This is a genomic window from Streptomyces sp. NPDC058691 (assembly GCF_042714775.1).
GTDB lineage: Bacteria > Actinomycetota > Actinomycetes > Streptomycetales > Streptomycetaceae > Actinacidiphila.
In genome coordinates, this window is record NZ_JBHXSO010000017.1 from 127,748 (window position 1) to 146,677 (window position 18,930).

General features: G+C 71.7%; 18 protein-coding genes and 1 rRNA gene. 4 read left to right on the forward strand and 15 right to left on the reverse strand.

The genetic code is table 11. The features are described 5' to 3' along the window. Nucleotides 1-149 precede the first annotated feature (149 nt). The 6 genes from ACFWVC_RS14810 to ACFWVC_RS14835 form a co-directional block, all read right to left on the reverse strand. Complete coding sequence (locus ACFWVC_RS14810) at nucleotides 150-1,838, reverse strand: uroporphyrinogen-III synthase (RefSeq protein ID WP_384284361.1); 1,689 nt, start codon at nucleotides 1,836-1,838, stop codon at nucleotides 150-152. Beyond that, entirely contained in the window at nucleotides 1,835-2,803 is a 969-nt protein-coding gene (gene hemC, locus ACFWVC_RS14815) for a hydroxymethylbilane synthase (protein ID WP_384284363.1), read from the reverse strand. The genes ACFWVC_RS14810 and hemC overlap by 4 nt, the downstream gene beginning before the upstream one ends. After that, the gene (locus ACFWVC_RS14820) at nucleotides 2,800-4,206 is read right to left on the reverse strand and encodes a glutamyl-tRNA reductase (protein WP_384284365.1); all 1,407 of its coding nucleotides are present in this window, start codon (nucleotides 4,204-4,206) and stop codon (nucleotides 2,800-2,802) included. The genes hemC and ACFWVC_RS14820 overlap by 4 nt, the downstream gene beginning before the upstream one ends. Beyond that, nucleotides 4,203-4,973 carry a redox-sensing transcriptional repressor Rex gene (locus tag ACFWVC_RS14825; RefSeq protein WP_384284367.1) on the reverse strand — a complete coding sequence of 257 codons (771 nt, stop codon included), beginning with the start codon at nucleotides 4,971-4,973 and terminating at the stop codon, nucleotides 4,203-4,205. The genes ACFWVC_RS14820 and ACFWVC_RS14825 overlap by 4 nt, the downstream gene beginning before the upstream one ends. A gap of 131 nt (nucleotides 4,974-5,104) precedes the next feature. After that, nucleotides 5,105-5,806 carry an exonuclease domain-containing protein gene (locus ACFWVC_RS14830; protein ID WP_384284369.1) on the reverse strand — a complete coding sequence of 234 codons (702 nt, stop codon included), beginning with the start codon at nucleotides 5,804-5,806 and terminating at the stop codon, nucleotides 5,105-5,107. Between the two features lie 114 nt (nucleotides 5,807-5,920). Next, nucleotides 5,921-6,244: a glutaredoxin family protein gene (locus tag ACFWVC_RS14835; protein WP_384284371.1), complete on the reverse strand. Its 324-nt coding sequence runs from the start codon at nucleotides 6,242-6,244 to the stop codon at nucleotides 5,921-5,923. Between the two features lie 117 nt (nucleotides 6,245-6,361). On the opposite strand from ACFWVC_RS14835, the gene ACFWVC_RS14840 reads away from it, so the two are divergent. The 3 genes from ACFWVC_RS14840 (at nucleotide 6,362) to ACFWVC_RS14850 (ending at nucleotide 9,840) form a co-directional block, all read left to right on the forward strand. Then, nucleotides 6,362-7,291 carry an HAD family hydrolase gene (locus tag ACFWVC_RS14840; RefSeq protein WP_384284373.1) on the forward strand — a complete coding sequence of 310 codons (930 nt, stop codon included), beginning with the start codon at nucleotides 6,362-6,364 and terminating at the stop codon, nucleotides 7,289-7,291. Nucleotides 7,292-7,617: 326 nt separating this feature from the next. Then, nucleotides 7,618-8,415 carry an ECF subfamily RNA polymerase sigma factor, BldN family gene (locus tag ACFWVC_RS14845; RefSeq protein WP_384284375.1) on the forward strand — a complete coding sequence of 266 codons (798 nt, stop codon included), beginning with the start codon at nucleotides 7,618-7,620 and terminating at the stop codon, nucleotides 8,413-8,415. 228 nt (nucleotides 8,416-8,643) lie between these two features. Beyond that, nucleotides 8,644-9,840: a DUF5667 domain-containing protein gene (locus ACFWVC_RS14850; RefSeq protein ID WP_384284377.1), complete on the forward strand. Its 1,197-nt coding sequence runs from the start codon at nucleotides 8,644-8,646 to the stop codon at nucleotides 9,838-9,840. A gap of 70 nt (nucleotides 9,841-9,910) precedes the next feature. On the opposite strand, the gene ACFWVC_RS14855 is transcribed toward ACFWVC_RS14850, so the two are convergent. The 5 genes from ACFWVC_RS14855 to ACFWVC_RS14875 form a co-directional block, all read right to left on the reverse strand. Beyond that, nucleotides 9,911-11,092 carry a lysophospholipid acyltransferase family protein gene (locus ACFWVC_RS14855; RefSeq protein WP_384284379.1) on the reverse strand — a complete coding sequence of 394 codons (1,182 nt, stop codon included), beginning with the start codon at nucleotides 11,090-11,092 and terminating at the stop codon, nucleotides 9,911-9,913. 34 nt (nucleotides 11,093-11,126) lie between these two features. After that, the gene (locus ACFWVC_RS14860; RefSeq protein ID WP_384284381.1) at nucleotides 11,127-12,170 is read right to left on the reverse strand and encodes an NAD-dependent epimerase/dehydratase family protein; all 1,044 of its coding nucleotides are present in this window, start codon (nucleotides 12,168-12,170) and stop codon (nucleotides 11,127-11,129) included. A gap of 234 nt (nucleotides 12,171-12,404) precedes the next feature. Beyond that, a complete protein-coding gene (locus tag ACFWVC_RS14865; RefSeq protein ID WP_003948845.1) occupies nucleotides 12,405-12,503 on the reverse strand; it encodes a 30S ribosomal protein bS22 in 99 nt (32 codons plus the stop codon). Nucleotides 12,504-12,610: 107 nt separating this feature from the next. Then, the gene (locus tag ACFWVC_RS14870) at nucleotides 12,611-12,820 is read right to left on the reverse strand and encodes a helix-turn-helix domain-containing protein (protein WP_319665659.1); all 210 of its coding nucleotides are present in this window, start codon (nucleotides 12,818-12,820) and stop codon (nucleotides 12,611-12,613) included. Between the two features lie 128 nt (nucleotides 12,821-12,948). Further along, nucleotides 12,949-13,764, reverse strand: a complete 816-nt coding sequence (locus ACFWVC_RS14875; RefSeq protein WP_384284383.1) for a phosphatase — start codon at nucleotides 13,762-13,764, stop codon at nucleotides 12,949-12,951. 170 nt (nucleotides 13,765-13,934) lie between these two features. On the opposite strand from ACFWVC_RS14875, the gene ACFWVC_RS14880 reads away from it, so the two are divergent. Continuing rightward, nucleotides 13,935-15,491 (forward strand): GMC family oxidoreductase, encoded by a 1,557-nt coding sequence (locus ACFWVC_RS14880; protein WP_384284385.1) that lies wholly within the window; start codon nucleotides 13,935-13,937, stop codon nucleotides 15,489-15,491. 16 nt (nucleotides 15,492-15,507) lie between these two features. Here ACFWVC_RS14880 and ACFWVC_RS14885 read toward each other — a convergent pair whose 3' ends face one another. The 4 genes from ACFWVC_RS14885 to rrf form a co-directional block, all read right to left on the reverse strand. After that, nucleotides 15,508-16,683: an acetoin utilization protein AcuC gene (locus ACFWVC_RS14885; protein WP_384284387.1), complete on the reverse strand. Its 1,176-nt coding sequence runs from the start codon at nucleotides 16,681-16,683 to the stop codon at nucleotides 15,508-15,510. Continuing rightward, nucleotides 16,634-17,905 carry an MFS transporter gene (locus ACFWVC_RS14890; RefSeq protein ID WP_384284388.1) on the reverse strand — a complete coding sequence of 424 codons (1,272 nt, stop codon included), beginning with the start codon at nucleotides 17,903-17,905 and terminating at the stop codon, nucleotides 16,634-16,636. Before ACFWVC_RS14890 ends, ACFWVC_RS14885 begins: the two co-directional genes overlap by 50 nt. Nucleotides 17,906-17,948: 43 nt before the next feature. After that, nucleotides 17,949-18,611, reverse strand: coding sequence for an HAD family hydrolase (locus ACFWVC_RS14895; RefSeq protein ID WP_384284390.1), 663 nt, complete (start codon nucleotides 18,609-18,611; stop codon nucleotides 17,949-17,951). 71 nt (nucleotides 18,612-18,682) lie between these two features. Beyond that, nucleotides 18,683-18,799, reverse strand: a 5S ribosomal RNA gene (rrf, locus tag ACFWVC_RS14900). Between the last annotated feature and the right edge of the window lie 131 nt (nucleotides 18,800-18,930).

Below are 18,930 nucleotides of genomic sequence, written 5' to 3' on the forward strand. Positions count from 1 at the left end.
TTCCAGCCCCGGAGCTTCCCCAAACCCCCGACCGCCCGCGCGGGGTGTGCTCTCCCCCCCCGTTTGTCGGCCCCGGGGCCCTCCCCCGGCGGGGCGCCCGCCCCCCGGGGCCGCCCGCCCCTGGGCGGTGTGCGAAGGGTGCGCCCGCGTCAGACCCGGGCGCGGCGCCGCGAACCGGGACGGCGCTCGCTCGGCCGGGTCACCGGGTCGCCCGCCGCGAGGGCGGCCTCACGCCGCCGTACGCCGAAGTCGGCCAGGGCCTGCGCCAGGGCCTGCACGGACGGCTCGGGGGCCATCACGTCGACCCGCAGCCCGTGCTCCTCCGCCGTCTTGGCGGTCGCGGGGCCGATGCAGGCGATGACGGTGACGTTGTGCGGCTTGCCGGCGATGCCGACGAGGTTCCGCACGGTGCTGGACGAGGTGAACAGCACCGCGTCGAAGCCGCCGCCCTTGATGGCCTCACGGGTCTCCGCCGGCGGGGGCGAAGCGCGCACGGTCCGGTAGGCCGTGACGTCGTCCACCTCCCAGCCGAGCTCCACCAGGCCCGCCACCAGGGTCTCGGTGGCGATGTCGGCGCGGGGCAGGAAGACCCGGTCGATGGGGTCGAAGACGGGGTCGTAGGGCGGCCAGTCCTCCAGGAGGCCGGCCGCGGACTGCTCACCGCTGGGCACGAGGTCCGGCTTCACGCCGAAGTCCACGAGGGCGCGCGCCGTCTGCTCGCCGACGGCGGCGACCTTGATGCCGGCGAAGGCGCGCGCGTCGAGCCCGTACTCCTCGAACTTCTCGCGGACCGCCTTCACGGCGTTGACCGAGGTGAAGGCGATCCACTCGTAGCGCCCGGTGACCAGGCCCTTGACGGCGCGCTCCATCTGCTGCGGGGTGCGCGGCGGTTCGACGGCGATCGTGGGCACCTCGTGCGGCACGGCGCCGTAGGAGCGCAACTGGTCCGAGAGGGAGACCGCCTGCTCCTTGGTGCGCGGCACGAGGACCTTCCAGCCGAACAGGGCCTTGGTCTCGAACCACGAGAGCAGCTCGCGCTGCGTGGTCGGCTCGCCGACCACGGCTATCGCCGCGATGGGGCCCTCCGGGGTGGGGAGCGCCTTGGTCGCCTTCAGCTCGGCGGCGATGGTCGCCAGCGTGGCGGTCCAGGTCCGCTGCCGGGTGGTGGTGCCGGCGACGGTGACCGTCAGCGGGGTGTCGGGCTTGCGCCCTGCGGACACCAGCTCGGCGGCGTTGGCGGCGACGGTCTGCAGGGTCGTGGAGACCACCACCGTCGCGTCGCTCGCGCCCACCTCGCTCCAGCAGCTGCCGGAGGCGGTGACGGCGTCTATGAAGCGCACGTTCCCGCTGAGCGGGACACCGGCGTACGCGGGTACGCCGACGGCCGCGGCGACGCCCGGGACCACCTCGAAGGGGATGCCGGCCTGGGCGCAGGCGAGCATCTCGGCGGCGGCCTGCGGATCGAGCCCGGGGTCGCCGGCGATCGCACGGACCACCCGCTTGCCGGTGCGCGCGGAGGCCGTGCAAAGCTTGGTCGCGGCGGCCGAAGTGCTCAACTCGCCCTCGGCGACGGCCGGCTCCGCCGTGTCCACGCCTGCCCGGGCGTGCGCGCGCACGACTTCGAGCACCAGCTGGTCGGCGACCAGCAGATCGGCGCGGGCCAGGGCCTCGACGGCCCGCAGGGTCAGCAGACCCGGGTCTCCGGGTCCGGCACCGAGGAAGGTGACGTGCCCGAGGACCGGGAGGGGCGGTCGTGCGTCGGCGGCGCTGTCGGCGCTGCCGTTCGCGGTATCGACGGCCGTCGTGGTGTTGGTCGCTGCGGCGGCGGTGGGGCTCAAAGTACGCGCTCCCCCATAAGACCGGCCGCACCCTTGGCGAGCATCTCGTCGGCGAGCTCGCGGCCCAGGGCCAGAGCTTCCTCGCGAGAGACGGGGGTGGAACCGGTGATGGACATCTGCACCAGCGAGGAGCCGTCGGTGGTCCCGACGACACCGCGCAGGCGCAGCTCGGTGATGTGGCCGTCCAGGACGGGGTCGGCCAGCGCGCCCACGGGCGCGGAGCAGCCGGCTTCCAGGGCGGCGAGCAGTGCGCGCTCGGCGGTCACGGCGGCCCGGGTGAACGGGTCGTCGAGCCCGGCGAGCACGGCGATGAGCTCTGCGTCGTCCGCAGAGCACTCGACGGCCAGCGCCCCCTGTCCGGGGGCGGGCAGCACGACGTCGGGGGAGATCAGCTCGGTGACCTCGGACAGGCGGCCCAGCCGGCTCAGGCCGGCCGCTGCGAGGACGACGGCATCGAGGTCGCCCGAGGCAACGTATCCGATGCGGGTGTCCACGTTGCCGCGGATCGGCACGGTCTCGACGCGGACGCCGAGGGAGCGGGCCCAGGCGTTCAGCTGCGCCATGCGGCGCGGCGAGCCGGTGCCGATGCGCACCCCGCGCGGGTCCATGGCGAGCTGCTCGAAGCTGAGGCCGTCGCGGGCCACCAACGCGTCCCGCGAATCCTCGCGGGACGGGATCGCGGCCAGCGTCAGCCCGTCGGCATCGGCGGTGGGCAGGTCCTTCAGGGAGTGGACGGCGAAGTCGATCTCCCCGCTCAGCAGCGCGTCGCGCAGCGCGGAGACGAAGACCCCGGTGCCGCCGATCTGCGCCAGATGCTCGCGCGAGACGTCGCCGTACGTGGTCACCTCCACCAGCTCCACGTCGCGGCCGGTGAGCCGGCGTACCTGGTCGGCGACTATTCCCGACTGCGTCATCGCCAGCGCGCTGCGCCGGGTTCCCAGTTTCAGTGCGGTGGGCCTCGTCATGCCCGCCCTCGATTCGGTTCACTCGTGACGGCACCGGTCGACGCGGCCGGTGACGGGACCACTGGTACGGCCGGGGTGTCCGCCCGGCTGACGGCGGCGACCGCATGCGGGTCCAGGTCGAAGAGTTCGCGCAGCGCGTCAGCGTACCCGGCTCCGCCGGGCTCGCCCGCCAGTTGCTTCACCCGCACGGTGGGCGCGTGGAGGAGCTTGTCCACCACGCGGCGCACGGTCTGGGTCACCTCGGCGCGCTCGCGCTCGTCCAGGCCGGGCAGCCGGCCGTCGAGCCGGGCGAGCTCGGTGGCGACCACGTCGGCGGCCATGGCGCGCAGGGCGACGACGGTCGGCGTGATGTGGGCGGCGCGCTGAGCGGCACCGAACGCCTCGACCTCTGCGGAAACGATCTTTCGGACCTGGTCGACGTCCGCCGCCATGGGCGCGTCGGCCGCGGCCGTGCCGATGGTCTCCAGATCGGTGAGATGCGCTCCGTCGATGGCGTGCACCAGCGGGTCGATGTCGCGCGGCAGCGCCAGGTCGAGCATCCCGATGGGCGCGGCCGGCCCGCCGGCGGCGCGCAGGGCGCGGGTCAGGGTGGCGCGGGCGACCGTGTCGGCGGTCAGCACCAGCCCGGTCGCGCCGGTGCAGGACACCACGATGTCGGCGTGCGGCAGCTCGGCGGCGAGGTCCTCCATGGGGACCGCCCGGCCGCCGACGGACTCGGCCAGCCGCTCGGCGCGCTCGTGCGTGCGGTTGACGACGACGATGTCACCGGCCCCGGCACGGGCCAGGGTCGCGGCCGCGAGCGAGCTCATCGAGCCCGCGCCGACGACCAGGGCGCGCTTGCCCTTGCCCCACTCCGCGAAGGTGGTGCCGCCGATGGCCTGCGCCATCTGGTCCAGGCCGAAGGTGACCAGCGACTGCCCGGCGCGGTCGATGCCGGTCTCGGAGTGGGCCCGCTTGCCGACCCGCAGCGCCTGCTGGAACAGGTCGTTCAGGGTCCGGCCGGCGGTGTGCAGCTCCTGGCCGTGGCCGAGCATGTCCTTGATCTGGGCGAGGATCTGGCCCTCGCCGACGACCATGGAGTCCAGGCCGCAGGCGACCGAGAACAGGTGGTGGACGGCCCGGTCCTCGTAGTGGACGTACAGGTGCGGGGTGAGCTCGTCCAGGCCGACGCCGCTGTGCCGCGCGAGGAGCGTGGACAGCTCGGCGACCCCGGCGTGGAACTTGTCGACGTCCGCGTACAGCTCGATGCGGTTGCAGGTCGACAGCACCGCGGCCTCACTGGCGGGCTCGGCGGCCAGCACGTCGTGCAGCAGCTCGGTCTTGGTGTCATCCGCGAGCGCCGCCCGCTCCAGGACGCCGACCGGGGCGGTGCGGTGGCTCAGGCCGACCACGAGGAGACTCATGCCGGCATCACGGCGGGGACGTCCCCGTCAGGTCCCGGGCGGCGGTCGCCGTCGCGGACCGCCTTGGCCGCCACCGGGGGCACCGCGAGGCTGTCCTCCAGCTCCTCGCCGGCCTTGCGCTGTTCGTGGAAGGCGAGGATCTGCAGCTCGATGGAGAGGTCGACCTTGCGGACGTCGACCCCGTCGGGGACGGTCAGCACGGTCGGGGCGAAGTTCAGGATCGAGGTGACCCCCGCGGTCACCAGGCGGTCGCAGACCTCCTGCGCGGCACCGGCGGGCGTGGTGATCACGCCGATGGACACGTGGTTGTCGCGCACGATGGACTCCAGCTCGTCCGCGTGCCGGACCGGCAGCCCCGCGATCGGCCGGCCGGTGAGCTGGGCGTCCGCGTCGATGAGCGCGGCGATGCGGAAACCGCGGGAGGCGAAGCCTCCGTAGTTGGCGAGCGCGGCGCCGAGATTACCCATGCCGACGATCACGACCGGCCAGTCCTGGGTGAGGCCCAGCTCGCGGGAGATCTGGTACACGAGGTACTCGACGTCGTAACCGACACCGCGGGTTCCGTACGAACCGAGGTAGGAGAAGTCCTTGCGGAGCTTGGCGGAGTTCACTCCGGCGGCGGCCGCGAGTTCCTCCGACGACACGGTGGGCACCGATCGCTCGGAAAGCGCGGTCAGGGCCCGCAGGTACAGCGGGAGCCTGGCGACGGTGGCCTCGGGAATCCCTCGGCTCCGAGTCGCCGGTCGGTGAGTTCGGCCAGTTGCCACGATGCTCCTGCGGGTAGAGCTGGGCTGCGGACGGCACCCCTCGCTGGGGCCGCCCCGTACACGCCAGGCTATGTCTTTGTGAACGCGTGCACAAAGATGGTGTCCGATTTGCCCTGGGGAAGTGACCGGCATCACGCGCCCCCATTACGGACGGAAGAAACCATCTTTTGTACAGGAACGTTCCGCATCAGCGGCCGCTCCGCACCCCGGCGCCCCACCCAGAGCGCGTCGGTGCCGGCCAGCTTCGGCCACTCCACCCCGGCCGCCCGCGTCAGCTCCTGCTCCGCGTGCGCGGGCCACTGCGGGTGCTCCTGAACGTACGCGGTGAACAGCCGGGCGGTCGCGCGGGCGTCGCCGAGCGCGGTGTGCGCCGACCAGCCGGTCACCCCGGCGGCCTCGGCGCACGCGCGCAGGCTCAGGCCCCGCGGCAGGGGTTCGCGCTGCGCCGCCATCCGCATGGTGCACAGCTCCGGCACCTCGGGGAAGCGGACGCCGATGCGGCCGTACTCCGCCGCCAGGAACGCCCGGTCGCAGCCCACGTTGTGCCCCACCAGCACCCGGCCGCGCAGCAGCCCGAGCAGCCCGGGGGCGATCTGGGAGAACAGCGGCGCGCGGGCCGCCTCCACATGGTGGGACTCGATGCCGTGGATATGGGTGGGGCCGACCGGGCCCTCGGGGTCCACCAGGGTCGAGAACTCGCCCTGCGGGATGAAATCGCGGTCCATCAGAACGACCGCCAGCTCGACCACGCGGTTCCGCCGCGAACTCGAACCGGTGGCCTCGACGTCGACGACGGCGAAACCGCCGCGCGTCTGAAGCCTGCCCGGGAGCACGCCGTCACCATCCTTACGTACATGCCCCCGCAGCACACAAAACGCCTTGATGGTAATCGAGCACACGGGCCAAGAGGAACACCCGCAAATCACCCACCGGTGGCACCAGCCGCCTCAGGCGCCCAGCCCGCGGCGCAGCCGGCCCTCGTCGACACGCCAGAACGTGTGCTGTTCCCCGTCGATCAGGACGACCGGGATCTGCTCCCAGTACGCGCGGTTCAGCTCCTCGTCCTGGGTGATGTCGCGCTCCTCGAAGCGGCAGCCGACCTCGGCGGCCACCTTCTCGATGACGGCGCGCGCGTCGTCGCACAGGTGGCACCCGGGCTTCGCGATCAGCGTGACCGTGCGGTGGGCGGGATCTGCGGAGCCGGCGGGGGCGGCGGGAGCCGTGGCGTCCCGGCGGGAGCCGCGTCCGAACAGGGGACTCATGCCGGCCATTCTGCCTCCGGCGGCGTCAACCAGCCGTGACGTGAGTAACACTTCTGTCGCTCGGAGTTCATTCACCTGCTCCATCTGAGCACCGGAAGTGCCCAACAGACTGGCTATGCTCGCCCCATGGCCGCTCTGCGATGGCTCACCCCCCGTAAGCGCTCCGCGACAGCACGCAGCGTGCTGGCAGGCGAGGCCGCGGCCGAGGCCGCCCTCGCGGCACCCGCGGCATCCCCGGCGAAGAAGGCGGCGCGGATCTCCGCCCCCGCGTTCCCGGTCGTCGGCGATCCCCACGCGGCCGCCTTCTTCGACCTGGACAACACGGTCATGCAGGGTGCCGCGATCTTCCACTTCGGACGCGGCCTGTACAAGCGGAAGTTCTTCCGCAGCCGCGACCTGGCGCGCTTCGCGTGGCAGCAGGCCTACTTCCGCATCGCCGGGTCCGAGGACCCCGAGCACATGCAGGACGTGCGCGAGAGCGCGCTGTCGATCGTCAAGGGGCACCGCGTCGAGGAGCTCATGTCGATCGGCGAGGAGATCTACGACGAGTACATGGCGGGCAAGATCTGGCCCGGCACCCGCGCGCTCGCCCAGGCCCACCTGGACGCCGGGCAGCGGGTGTGGCTGGTCACGGCCGCTCCCGTCGAGACCGCCACGATCATCGCCCGCCGGCTCGGCCTGACCGGCGCCCTGGGCACCGTCGCCGAGCACGTCGACGGCGTGTACACCGGCCGGCTGGTCGGCGAGCCGCTGCACGGCCCGGCCAAGGCCGAGGCGGTCCGGGCGCTCGCCGTCGCCGAGGGACTCGAACTGTCGCGCTGCGCCGCGTACAGCGATTCGTCGAACGACATCCCGATGCTGTCGTTGGTCGGACATCCATATGCGATCAATCCCGATACGCGGCTGCGCAAACACGCGCGCGAAATGGGCTGGCGCCTGCGCGACTACCGCACGGGTCGCAAGGCCGCGAAAATCGGCATCCCGGCGGCCGCCGGGGTCGGGGCGGTCGCGGGCGGTGCGGCCGCCGCGGTGGCCCTGCAGCGCCGCCGTCGCTGACCATCGGCCCCGGTCCGGGGCCGATGGGCGACACACCGTTGTACCCCTCTGGCGCCCCGTCAGTCGCCACATGACCACACAGCCACAACACGTTCTCCACGCGAGCATTTCACGACGCTATGTGGTCAAGTCTGATTGAGTGTTCGATAATTGATCGATCACCATTCCGCCAGAGAGTGGGCGGAACCGGCGATTTCAGCAACTCGGTGTAGCGTCGCCTGTACGAAGCGTTATTCTCCTCAAACGCAAGCCGGTTCCCACGCGTCGCTACGACGGGTGAACGGTTCCGTACTGCACGTGATGGAAGTTCTGCCTCTGGGAGTCCCGTGTACCCACACACCGGGGTTGACGCCTCTGGCCTGGCTACGCTGCGCGCACTGGTGGCTGAGCACCTGCTGCGCGTTGTCCCCGCGTACGCCGTGCCCGTGCCCGCATTCGCAGCAGTGCCCGCCGGCCCCGCCCTGGCGACCTACGCGCTCGCCGACGGCCGGGCGGCGGTCGGCAGACGTACCCGCAGCACCCCGCAGACCGCACGGTCCTCGGGCGCCTCCACCCGCCGGCCCGCCTCCGACACCGACAGCGGCCGGATGATGGACCTGGTCGAACGCGCCCAGGCCGGCGAGACCGAGGCCTTCGGGCGGCTGTACGACCACTACTCCGACACCGTGTACCGCTACATCTACTACCGCGTCGGGGGCAAGGCGACCGCCGAGGACCTCACCAGCGAGACCTTCCTGCGCGCGCTGCGCCGGATCGGCACGTTCACCTGGCAGGGCCGCGACTTCGGCGCCTGGCTGGTGACCATCGCGCGCAACCTGGTCGCCGACCACTTCAAGTCCAGCCGCTTCCGGCTGGAGGTGACCACCGGGGAGATGCTCGACGCCAACGAGGTCGAGCCCAGCCCGGAGGACTGCGTCCTGGAGTCGCTGTCCAACGAGTCACTGCTCCGCGCGGTGCGAAAGCTCAACCCCCAGCAGCAGGAGTGCGTGACACTGCGCTTCCTGCAGGGCCTGTCCGTCGCCGAGACGGCACGCATCATGGGGAAGAACGAAGGCGCGATCAAGACCCTGCAGTACCGGGCCGTACGGACCCTTGCCCGGCTGCTTCCCGACGACGCGCGATGAACGCCATGGATGGGACTTCATCTTGCGACTGGCTTCACGGTCCGATCATCATGAGTGCGCAACCCTGGGCGTAACCCTGGGCGTACGGCGCTCGTTGCATCACATGCGGACCCCCCACTGCCGTGCCCTGCCCGCTTCCGATCACTCGATCGGGTGGAAAGGCTCAAGGTTCGGAACCTTGCAGGCACAACGGGGAGTCGAGGTGGATGACGAGAGGAGGTGCCGCCCGTGATCGCGAACCCAACGGCGCAGCGGCGGGCGAACGCCTTCGCCGACGCCCTCGAGGGCGACGGCCATCAGGCGCTCGCCGGCGAGCAGCACGGCGCCCACGCCGCGGACCGGCATGCGGATCCGGACCAGGGAAGGCTCCTGGCCCTGGCGGACGCCCTGGAGGACGTGCCGCGGCCGACGCTGGACCCCGAGGCCAAAACCGTGCAACGTGCCCAACTGATCGCGGCGATGGAAGCCGCGCTCGCCGACGGCACGCTGACGGTCCCCGAGCAGCGCGACGGCGGTCGCGGCGCACATCGCGCGGGCAGTCGCGGCATGGGGAAGCTGAGGCCCCGTACCGCGTGGTCCCGCCGGCTCGCCGCCGGCGGTCTCTCGGTGGGCGTCGCGGCCGGTGCCTTCGGCGGCGTCGCCGCCGCGAGCACCGACGCGCTCCCCGGTGACACGCTCTACGGCCTCAAGCGGGGCATGGAGGACATGCGCCTCAACCTCGCCGACGACGACGCCGACCGGGGCAAGGTCTATCTCGACCTCGCCTCCACCCGGCTCCAGGAGGCCCGCCGCCTCATGGAGCGCGGGCGCGGCGGTCAACTCGACGACGAGTCGGTGGGCGAGATCCGCCGGGCGCTGTCCGGCATGCAGCAGGAGGCCTCCGAGGGCCATCGCCTGCTCACCGCCGCGTACCGCAAGGACGGCTCACTGCGGCCGATGGAGACGCTCTCCGCGTTCTCCAACACCCACCGCAGGGGCTGGACCGAGCTGCGCGACCGGCTGCCCAACAAGCTCAGCGACGTCGGCAACAAGGTGACCTCCGTCTTCGACGCCATAGAGCAGGAGGTCGCCCCGCTGCAGAAGCTGCTGCCCCCCGCCGCCACCCCCGGCGACGGGCGCGACAGCACCCCCGGCAGCGGCGCCCGTACCGGCGGCGACACGCGAGGGCCGTCCCCCTCGTCGAGCGTCTCCGCGAGCGACCGTTCCGCCGAGCGCGGCACGGAGAAGGCCAGCCCGTCGGCGTCCAAGAGCTCCGACAGCGGCTTCATCGGCGGCACGGACGGACTGCTCAACCCGCCGCCGAGCAGCGGCAGTCCTTCCAGCGGCTCCGGTGAGACGACTCAGCCGTCCGTCACCCTGCCCCCGCTGCTGCCTGGCCTCCTCCCGGGACTCGGCCTCGGCGTGGAGGACGACAACGGCGAATAGCCGACCGAGCGGTACCGGCGAGGGCCGGTGCCCGGGGCATCACCCCGGGCACCGGCCCTTGTCGCGTCTCTCAGAAGAACACCGAACGCCGCTGTACGAGCAGCTTGTAAAGGGTGTGCTGAATCGTTTCCCGTACCTGGTCGGTCAGGTTGAAGACCAGCATCGGGTCCTCCGCCGCCTCGGGCGCGTAGCCGTCCGTCGCGATCGGCTCGCCGAACTGGATGGTCCACTTGGTCGGCAGCGGCACCAGCCCCAGCGGGCCCAGCCACGGGAAGGTCGGCGTCATCGGGAAGTACGGGAAGCCCAGCAGCCGCGCCGCGGTCTTCGCATTCCCGATCATGGGGTAGATCTCCTCCGCGCCCACGATGGAGCACGGCACGATCGGCACCCGGGTCTTCAGCGCCGTCGCCACGAAGCCGCCCCGCCCGAAGCGCTGCAGCTTGTAGCGCTCCGAGAACGGCTTGCCGAGCCCCTTGAAGCCCTCCGGCATCACCCCGACGACCTCGCCGCGCTCCAGCAGCCGCTGCGCGTCCTCCGCGCAGGCCAGGGTGTGCCCGGCCTTCCGTGCCAGTTCGTTCACCAGCGGCAGCACGAACACCAGGTCCGCCGCGAGCAGCCGCAGGTGCCGCCCCGCCGGATGGTTGTCGTGGACGGCGACCTGCATCATCAGCCCGTCCAGCGGCAGTGTCCCGGAGTGGTTGGCCACCACCAGGGCGCCGCCCTCGGCCGGGATGTTCTCGATGCCCTTCACCTCGACGCGGAAGTACGACTCGTACAGCGGCCGCAGCAGCGACATGAGCAACTGGTCGGTGAGGTCCTCGTCGTAACCAAAGTCGTCGACCTCGTAGTCACCGGTGACACGGCGGCGCAGGAACGCCAGGCCGTGCGCCACCCGGCGCTCCCAGGGACCGCCCAGCAGGCGGTCGGCGGCCTGGCCCAGCGCGGCGGCCAGCGGGCTGCCCTCCGCGGCCGGCCGCGGCTGCGTACCGCCCTGCGCCTCTTCCGGCGTGGCCCCGGCCGCACCAGCACCGGCCGCTCCGGCGTCAGGGCCGTCCGCGGCGGCCGTGCCGGCGTCCTTGGGCCCGGCGGCGGCCGGGTCCCGTACGGTGCGGTCCTCCACCGGCAGCGCGGCCAGCGCGTTCGCACCTGCGGCCTCACCGGGCTTGCGGGCGGCCGCGCGACCGCGCGACCGTGACGACCCCCTACGCGTTCGCGTGTCCTCGTCGAACGGGATGACCTTGGCATCCGCCATGGCGCGATTCCTCCTCGCAGGAGTGCTCACAAGCTCAGTTCTCAGGGCCGGCCGCCGGCACCAGCGCGGCGAGCCGGTCCACGGTGCGGGCGAGCCGTTCGGGCGGAAGCAGACCCTGGCCGCGACTGCGGGCGAAGTCGCTGAAGGTCTCGGCGGTGGTGTACTTCGGGATGAAGCCGAGAGTCTCGCGCATCTGTGTCGTGTCCACCACCCTGCCATGGGTGAGCAGCCGGATCTGCTCGCGCGAGAAGTCGGTGACCCCGGCCGTGCGCAGCATCTGCCCCACCCAGGTGACCGCGGGCAGCAGCACCGGCACGGTGGGCTTGCCGAGCCGCCGGGCCGTCTGCGACAGCAGCAGCACCCCGTCGCCGGCGATGTTGAACGTACCGCTGTTGATGGTGCCGTTGCCCTCGTCGCACAGGGCCAGCAGCAGTACGTCCATGACGTCGTCCTCGTGGACGAACTGCAGTCGCGGGTCGTACCCGAGGACGGTCGGCAGCACCGGCAGCGCGAAGTACTCCGCCAGCGGCGTGTCGGCGTGCGGGCCCAGGATGTTCGCGAAGCGCAGCACCGAGACGGCGACGTCGGGGCGGCGGCGGGCGAAGCCCCGCACATACCCCTCGACTTCGACGGCGTCCTTGGCGAAACCGCCGGTGGGCAGCGATTTCGCGGGCATGGACTCGGTGAAGACCGCCGGGTCGCGTGGCGCCGATCCGTACACGCTCGTCGTGGACTTGACCACCAGGCGCCGCACGCTCGGAGCCTTCTGGCAGGCGCCGAGCAGCTGCATCGTCCCGATGACGTTGGTCTCCTTGACCGCCGCGCGGCTGTTGCGGCCCGGCAGCGTCCCGCTCACGTCCATGTGCACCACGGTGTCCACGGAGTGCTCGGCCAGCACCTTGGCGATCATCGGGTGCCGGATGTCGGCCCGCACGAACTCAGCCCCGTCCAGCTGATGCTCCGGCGGCAGCACATCGACGCCGATCACCCGGTCGACGTCGGGCTCACGCATGATCCGTCGTACCAGCCGACCGCCGAGCTGGCGGGCGACCCCCGTCACGAGCACCACTTTGCCCAAGATCAGCGCCTTCCTACTTACCGCATATACGCACCGTATCGGTTCGATGTTGCGCCGTGATGACGCTCGACCGTACGAACACCGTCAAGGCGGTCAAGGAGAGTCCGGCCGAGTCGAGCGGCCGGCGCCCCGCGTCACGGCTACCCCGTCACCCGCGCCCGGAACGCCACTGCCCTCCCACCACCGCGGACCGCGGTGGTGGGAGGGCAGTGGGAAGAGCGACGCGCAGCTCGATTACTTCTTGTTACGGCGCTGCACACGCGTCCGCTTCAGCAGCTTGCGGTGCTTCTTCTTGGCCATACGCTTGCGCCGCTTCTTGATGACAGAGCCCACGACTACCCTCGCTTCGTTTTCACTCGGTGCGGGGCGTCCGAGCCCACACGACCTACGTCGGCCAAGCCTACCCGCCCGGGGGCACCGAGCATAAACCGAGGCAGTCGTCAGGCAGTTTCCACCCCCACGTAGGACTCACGAAGATAGTCATGGACGGCCTGCTCCGGGACGCGGAAGGACCTCCCCACCCGGATCGCCGGCAGATGACCGCTGTGCACCAGCCGATACACGGTCATCTTGGACACTCGCATCACCGCGGCGACCTCTGCCACGGTCAGGAACACGACCTCGTTGAGAGGCCTCTCGCTTGAAGCCATGACACACCTGAACCTTCCGCACATGACGGGCACCGGCTTCCCCTCCGGTGACTCCCTCTCGCATGTGCGCTCCTCCCCAGATTAGGTGCGCATGATGCAAGTGGGGAAGAGGAGTAGCGATCGGTTGACTACTGTGACAGACACGCTCGATTGAGTACATAGCGCGTAAGCGGTCGGTAGTAATCGGACCGCACAGCGTCATCAAGCGGAACCACGACCGAAACCCTGCCCTCTGCCTGGGCGACGAAAACGGCGGGATCGTCGGAGTCGGCCAGCCCCATGGCCTCAATGCCCAGCTGACCTGCTCCGCAGACCCAGCCGTGGTCCCCCACCACGAGGCTCGGCAGCCGCCCTCCGCACGTCGCCGCGCCGGCCAGCGCCACCCGAACCGGGAGCGGGGAATGCGTGTGCGCTCCGGGCGCACTCCGGGCGCCCTCACCCGGCGCACCGCGGACCACCGCGACTCCCCCTACGTAGCGGAGGTTGTGCGGGCGTAGGCCGAATTGCGTCGGAATGTCGACAGGTCGACCATGCGATGGGGTGAGAACAGGGCATCCCGCCGCCGACAGGGCGGCAGCCAATCCGGCGTAGAAGCCCAGGAGCCGGTGCGGATGCCCGGTCCCGAGCAGCACCGGCTCCCTGTCCAGCGCCGCTTTCCGCAGACGTGCGGCGAAAGCGTCCAGCCCGGCCAGCGTGCGGTCCGGGTCGATCACATCTTGCCCGGAAATGTGCGCCGGATCAGGCGAAACCCCGCATTGGTCGGCCATCAGCCGCAACAACCCGGACGGTGTCCAGATCCGTCCCGGATCCAGCCCCAGGGTCTGCCGCGGATCCCCGGCGGCGAACAGCCGGTAGCTGCGCAGACTTCTCTCCCGTGTCGTCGCCACCGGCCCGGCGATCCCCGCCCCCACCAGATGCGCGCGCAGCGCGCCCACACTCACCACGGGCCGATGGTGGCCCGAACCGGACCGCGCACGCGCGGGAACAGGCCGGACATCACTCCCGTGGGATGCCCGTTCGGGCCGACTCCCCCGACCGGCGCCTCGCACGACGGCCGTTCTTCCTACAATTCCCACAAGGGGGCAAACCGCACGACGGCGATGGGCGGTTCACCGTGACCGGCACCTTTCCGAACGGGACCGAGTTCGACTACGTCGTCGTGGGGGCCGGGTCCGCGGGCTGTGTGCTGGCCGCCCGCCTGTCCGAGGACGACGCCGCACGCGTGCTCCTGCTGGAGGCGGGCGGAGCGGACCAACCTCCGGCCGTGGCCCTGCCGCCGGCCTGGCCGAGCCTGCTGAACACCTCCCTGGATTGGGCGGACCGCACCACACCGCAGACCGAGACCGGCCTCGCCGTGCCGTGGCCCCGCGGCCGCGGCCTGGGCGGCAGCTCGGCGATCAACGCGATGAACTTCCTGCGCGGGCACCGTTCGAGCTACGACGCCTGGACCGCCGAGGACGCCCGGGGCTGGGGCTTCGACGACCTCCTCCCCGCCTTCAAGCGCAGCGAGAACCTCACCGGCGTCGCCGACCGCGATCCCGCGCTGCGCGGCATGGACGGCCCGCTGCGAGTCGGCCCCGCCGCCGACCCGCACCCGCTCGCCCGCGACTTCCTGCGCGCCACGGCGGAGACCGGGCACCGCGAGGCCCGGGACCTCGCCGGCGGCCTGGAGGAGGGTTTCGGCTGGGGTGACCTCAGCATCGCCGACGGCGTCCGGCAGGACGCCGCCACGGCCTACCTCCGGCCCGCCCTGCACCGGCCCGGCCTGCACGTCGTGACCGGCGCCCTCGTCCACCGGGTCACCCTGGACGGCGACCGCTGCACGGGCGTGGAGTACGCCGCCGGCGGCGAGTTGCGCACCGCGCGCCGCTCCCGCTCCGGAGCGGTCGTCCTCACCGCCGGGGCCGTCGGCACCCCGCAACTGCTCATGCTGTCCGGCATCGGCCCGCGCAACCACCTGCGGACCCTCGCCCTCCCCACCGCGGTGCACCTGCCCGGCGTCGGCTCCCACCTCCAGGACCACGTGCTGTCCGGCGTCGTCCACCGCTCGGCGCGCCCCGTCCCGCCCGGCACCAGCAACCACGGCGAGGTCCAGGGACTGATCCGCTCGGGCCCGCAGACCCCCGGGCCCGACCTCCAGCTGCAGATCGTCGACGTCCCGCTGCGCAAGGACAGCCTGCCGGGCCCCTCCCCCGGCCAGGGATACACGATCATGGTCGCCCTCATGACGCCGTACAGCCACGGCACGATCCGCCTGGCCGACGCCACTCCCGGCACGCCCCCGCGCATCGATCCGCGCTACTACGCCGACATCCGCGACCTCGACGCCATGGTCCACGGCCTGCGTGCCGCCCGGGAGATCGGCGGCGCCCCGGCGCTCGCGGGCTGGCGCGCCGAGGAGGTCCTGCCCGGCCAGGGCGTCGACGGCGAGAAGGCCCTGCGCAGCTACCTCTGCCGCAATCTGCGCTCATACAGCCACTACGCGGGGACCTGCCGCATCGGCACCGACGCGCACGCCGTCGTCGATCCCGCCCTGCGGGTGCGCGGCGTGGAGGGCCTGCGCGTAGCCGACGCCTCGGTGATGCCGTGCGTGGTCTCCGCCAACATCAACGCCACGGTCTACGCCATCGCCGAACGCGCAGCGCGGCTGCTGCGCGACGGCGCCGCCTGAGCGCTACGGCAAAGCGCTACGGCAGAAGCCCGTGCAGCGGGAACACCGCACGGCGGGTCGCGAGGATCGCCTGGTCCAGCCGGTCCGCCGGGTCGTACCCCGCCTCGGCGAACCCGGCGAAAGACACGTCCCGTCCGTCCGTCATCCGCAGCGGCCCCATCTGCCGGGTCATGCGGTACACCTCCGCACGCCACTCCTCGGGCGTCGCCGCCTCCGGCGCCACCGGCCGGCCGGCGGCGATGCCCACCAGGTGCGTCCACGACCGCGGCACGACGTCCACCACCGCGTACCCGCCGCCGCCCAGCGCCACCCAGCGCCCCTCGGCGTGCTCATGCGCCAGGCCGTGCAGTGCCTCCGCCACCGCGCGCTGCGCGTCCAGGCTCACGGCCAGGTGCGCCAGCGGGTCCTCGAAGTGCGTGTCGGCGCCGTGCTGCGTGACGAGCACCTGCGGCCGGAACGCGGCCACCAGTTCGGGCACGACCGCGTGGAAGGCGCGCAGCCAGCCCGCGTCCCCGGTGCCGGCGGGCAGCGCCAGATTCACCGCGCCGCCCTCCGCGGCCCCGCCGCCGGTCTCCTCCGGCCAGCCCGTCTGCGGGAACAGGGTGCGCGGATGCTCGTGCACCGAGATGGTGAGCACCCGCGGGTCGTCCCAGAACACGGCCTGGACCCCGTCGCCGTGGTGCACGTCCACGTCCACGTAGACCACACGCTCGGCGCCGAGCTCCAGCAGCCGCGCGATGGCCAGCGCGGCGTCGTTGTAGACGCAGAATCCGGAGGCCGTCCCCGGCATGGCGTGGTGCAGGCCGCCCGCGAAGTTCACCGCGTGTGTCGCCTCGCCCCGCCAGACCGCCTCGGCCGCGCCCACCGACTGCCCGGCGATCAGCGCAGAAGCCTCGTGCATACCGGGGAACGCCGGGTTGTCGGCGGTCCCGATGCCGTACGACAGCTCCGTCAGCGCATCCGGGTCGGCCGACGCCCGCCGCACGGCGGCCACGTACTCCGCGTCATGGACCAGCCCCAGCGTCGAGTCGCCCGCGGCGGGCGCGGCCGCGACCGTCGCCGCCTTGTCCAGTCCGAAGGCCCGGACCAGCCCCATGGTCAGCGCGAGCCGCACCGGGTCCATCGGGTGTCCGCGACCGAAGTCATAGCCCGTTACCTGCTCGTCCCACATCAGCTGTGCGCGGCCGCTCATGGTCGCCACCGTATCGGGCGGGCTCCGTACCGAACGAGCGGGCATACAGGAGGGTCGCCGACACCAGCACCATGGGCACCAGCATGGCGCCGCGGTAGCTCCACGCGTCACCGAGCGCGCCCACCAGCGGCGAACCGACCAGGAAGCCGACGTAATTGAAGATGTTGAGCCGCGCGATCGCCGTGTCCGACGCCCCCGGGAACATCCGCCCGGCCGCGGCGAAGGTCTGCGGCACGATCACGCACAGCCCGAAGCCGAGCAGCGTGAAGCCCAGCATCCCCACCCACGGCCCCGGCGCCACCGCGACCACCGCGAAGCCCGCCACCGCCACCACCGCACCGGCCCGCACGACCGCCGCGGCCCCGAAGCGCCGCACCCCCAGGTCGCCGACCGACCGGCCGAGCAGCGTCGTCACCATGTAGACGTTGTACGGGACCGTCGCCAACTGCTCGGAGCTGCCGAGGACGTCCTGAAGGTATTTCGCGCTCCAGTTGGAGACCGTCGAGTCGCCGATGTACGCGAAGGCCATCACCAGGCACAGCGGCAGCAGCATGCGCATCGCGACGGACGTCCCGGCTCCAGTCGCATTCCCCGCCCCGGCCCCGGAGGCCTGCGCCTCGTCCTGCGCCGGCGTCTTCGCGAGCCCGTCGGCCGCCGCCTGGTCGACGTACCAACGGCTGCCCACCAGCGTCAGCGGGATCAGCACCGCCACCACCGGCCCGTACAGCACCGCCAGCGACAGATGCCAGTGCGCCCCCGCCCATGCCAGTGACGCACCGAGGATGCCGCCGAAGCTGTAGGCGGCGTGGAAACCCAGCATGATGCTGCGGCCGTACACCCGCTGCAGGCTCACGCCGAGCATGTTCATCGAGGCGTCCAGCCCGCCGACGCAGATGCCGAACACCGCGAGCGACAGGCCCAGTTGCCACATCGTGTCACCGGAGCCGGCACCCAGCAGCGCCAGGCACACCACCGGCTGGACCCAGCGCAGCACCACGCTCGGCCGCACACGCTTCACCAGGTGCTCGGTGGCCACGCTCCCGACACCGGCCAGGACGGGCACCACGGCGAGGAAGAGGGGCAGCAGCGCGTCACTGATGCCGTATCGATCCTGCAGGGCCGGGATACGCGTCACCAGGAGCGCGAAGGCCACACCTTGCGAGAAGAAGCTGACGGCCAGGGAGGCCCGCCCATGACGCAATCTGCCGTCGATGCCGTCCATGAGCGAGCAGCGTAGGGCGGAAGCCTACGGACGGGTAGGTCGATCACATCATCAGTTTTCCCGGCAGGCCCGCCATTTCGGCGAAGAGCGTCAGTGTCCCCGCGGACCCCGCCTCCTCCAGTCGCGCCGGCGGGGTCATCGCCGTGAAACCGTACGCGTCCATCCCAGCCGCGACCGCGGCACGCACCCCCAGCGGGCTGTCCTCCACCACCGCGCACCGCTCCGGCGCGAAGCCCATCACGCCTGCCGCATGCAGGAACAGATCGGGCGCCGGCTTGCCGCGCCCCACGTCCTGCGAACTGAAGATGCGCTCCTCGCCGAAGTGCCCGTACAACCCGGTCTTCCGCAGCGCCACCCGGATCCGCTCATGGCTGCCCGACGACGCCACGCAGTACGGCACCCCGTCCGCGTCCAGCTTCTCCAGCACGGCCGCCACACCGGGCACCGGCTGCAGTTCACGGCGGAAGCCCTCGAAGACCCGCGCGTAATAGGTCGCGTCGAAGTCCTCGGGCAACCGCCGCCCCGACCGCTCCGCCACCAGGTCGTGGACTCGGTGCATGGCCGAGCCCATGTAGTCCCGCAACGACTCCTCATAAGTCGTCGGATGCCCGTGCTCCGTCAGCAGATCGGCGAGCACGTGGTTCGCGATCGGCTCACTGTCCACGAGCACACCGTCGTTGTCGAAAATGACCAGGTCGTAGCGCACGGAGCCAACTGTAGTGGACGCAAAAAAGCCTCAACCCCCGAGCCGGAGCTCGGGGGTTGAGGCTAATAATTGTTCGGCGGCGTCCTACTCTCCCACAGGGTCCCCCCTGCAGTACCATCGGCGCTGAAAGGCTTAGCTTCCGGGTTCGAAATGTAACCGGGCGTTTCCCTAACGCTATGACCACCGAAACACTATGAAACTGTCGAACCGGCGCCGGCATGAGGAACATGCCGGGGTTCGTTGTTTCAGAACTACACAGTGGACGCGAGCAACCTATGGACAAGCCCTCGGCTTATTAGTACCGGTCAGCTCCACCCAT

What these genes read in the sequence shown, in the direction of transcription:
- hemC (WP_384284363.1), bottom strand. Translation starts at nt 2,803, where the DNA reads ATGACGAGGCCCACCGCACTGAAACTGGGAACCCGGCGCAGCGCGCTG.
- ACFWVC_RS14820 (WP_384284365.1), bottom strand. Translation starts at nt 4,206, where the DNA reads ATGAGTCTCCTCGTGGTCGGCCTGAGCCACCGCACCGCCCCGGTCGGC.
- ACFWVC_RS14835 (WP_384284371.1), bottom strand. Translation starts at nt 6,244, where the DNA reads ATGGCCGGCATGAGTCCCCTGTTCGGACGCGGCTCCCGCCGGGACGCC.
- ACFWVC_RS14840 (WP_384284373.1), top strand. Translation starts at nt 6,362, where the DNA reads ATGGCCGCTCTGCGATGGCTCACCCCCCGTAAGCGCTCCGCGACAGCA.
- ACFWVC_RS14855 (WP_384284379.1), bottom strand. Translation starts at nt 11,092, where the DNA reads ATGGCGGATGCCAAGGTCATCCCGTTCGACGAGGACACGCGAACGCGT.
- ACFWVC_RS14870 (WP_319665659.1), bottom strand. Translation starts at nt 12,820, where the DNA reads ATGGCTTCAAGCGAGAGGCCTCTCAACGAGGTCGTGTTCCTGACCGTG.
- ACFWVC_RS14885 (WP_384284387.1), bottom strand. Translation starts at nt 16,683, where the DNA reads ATGAGCGGCCGCGCACAGCTGATGTGGGACGAGCAGGTAACGGGCTAT.
- ACFWVC_RS14890 (WP_384284388.1), bottom strand. Translation starts at nt 17,905, where the DNA reads ATGGACGGCATCGACGGCAGATTGCGTCATGGGCGGGCCTCCCTGGCC.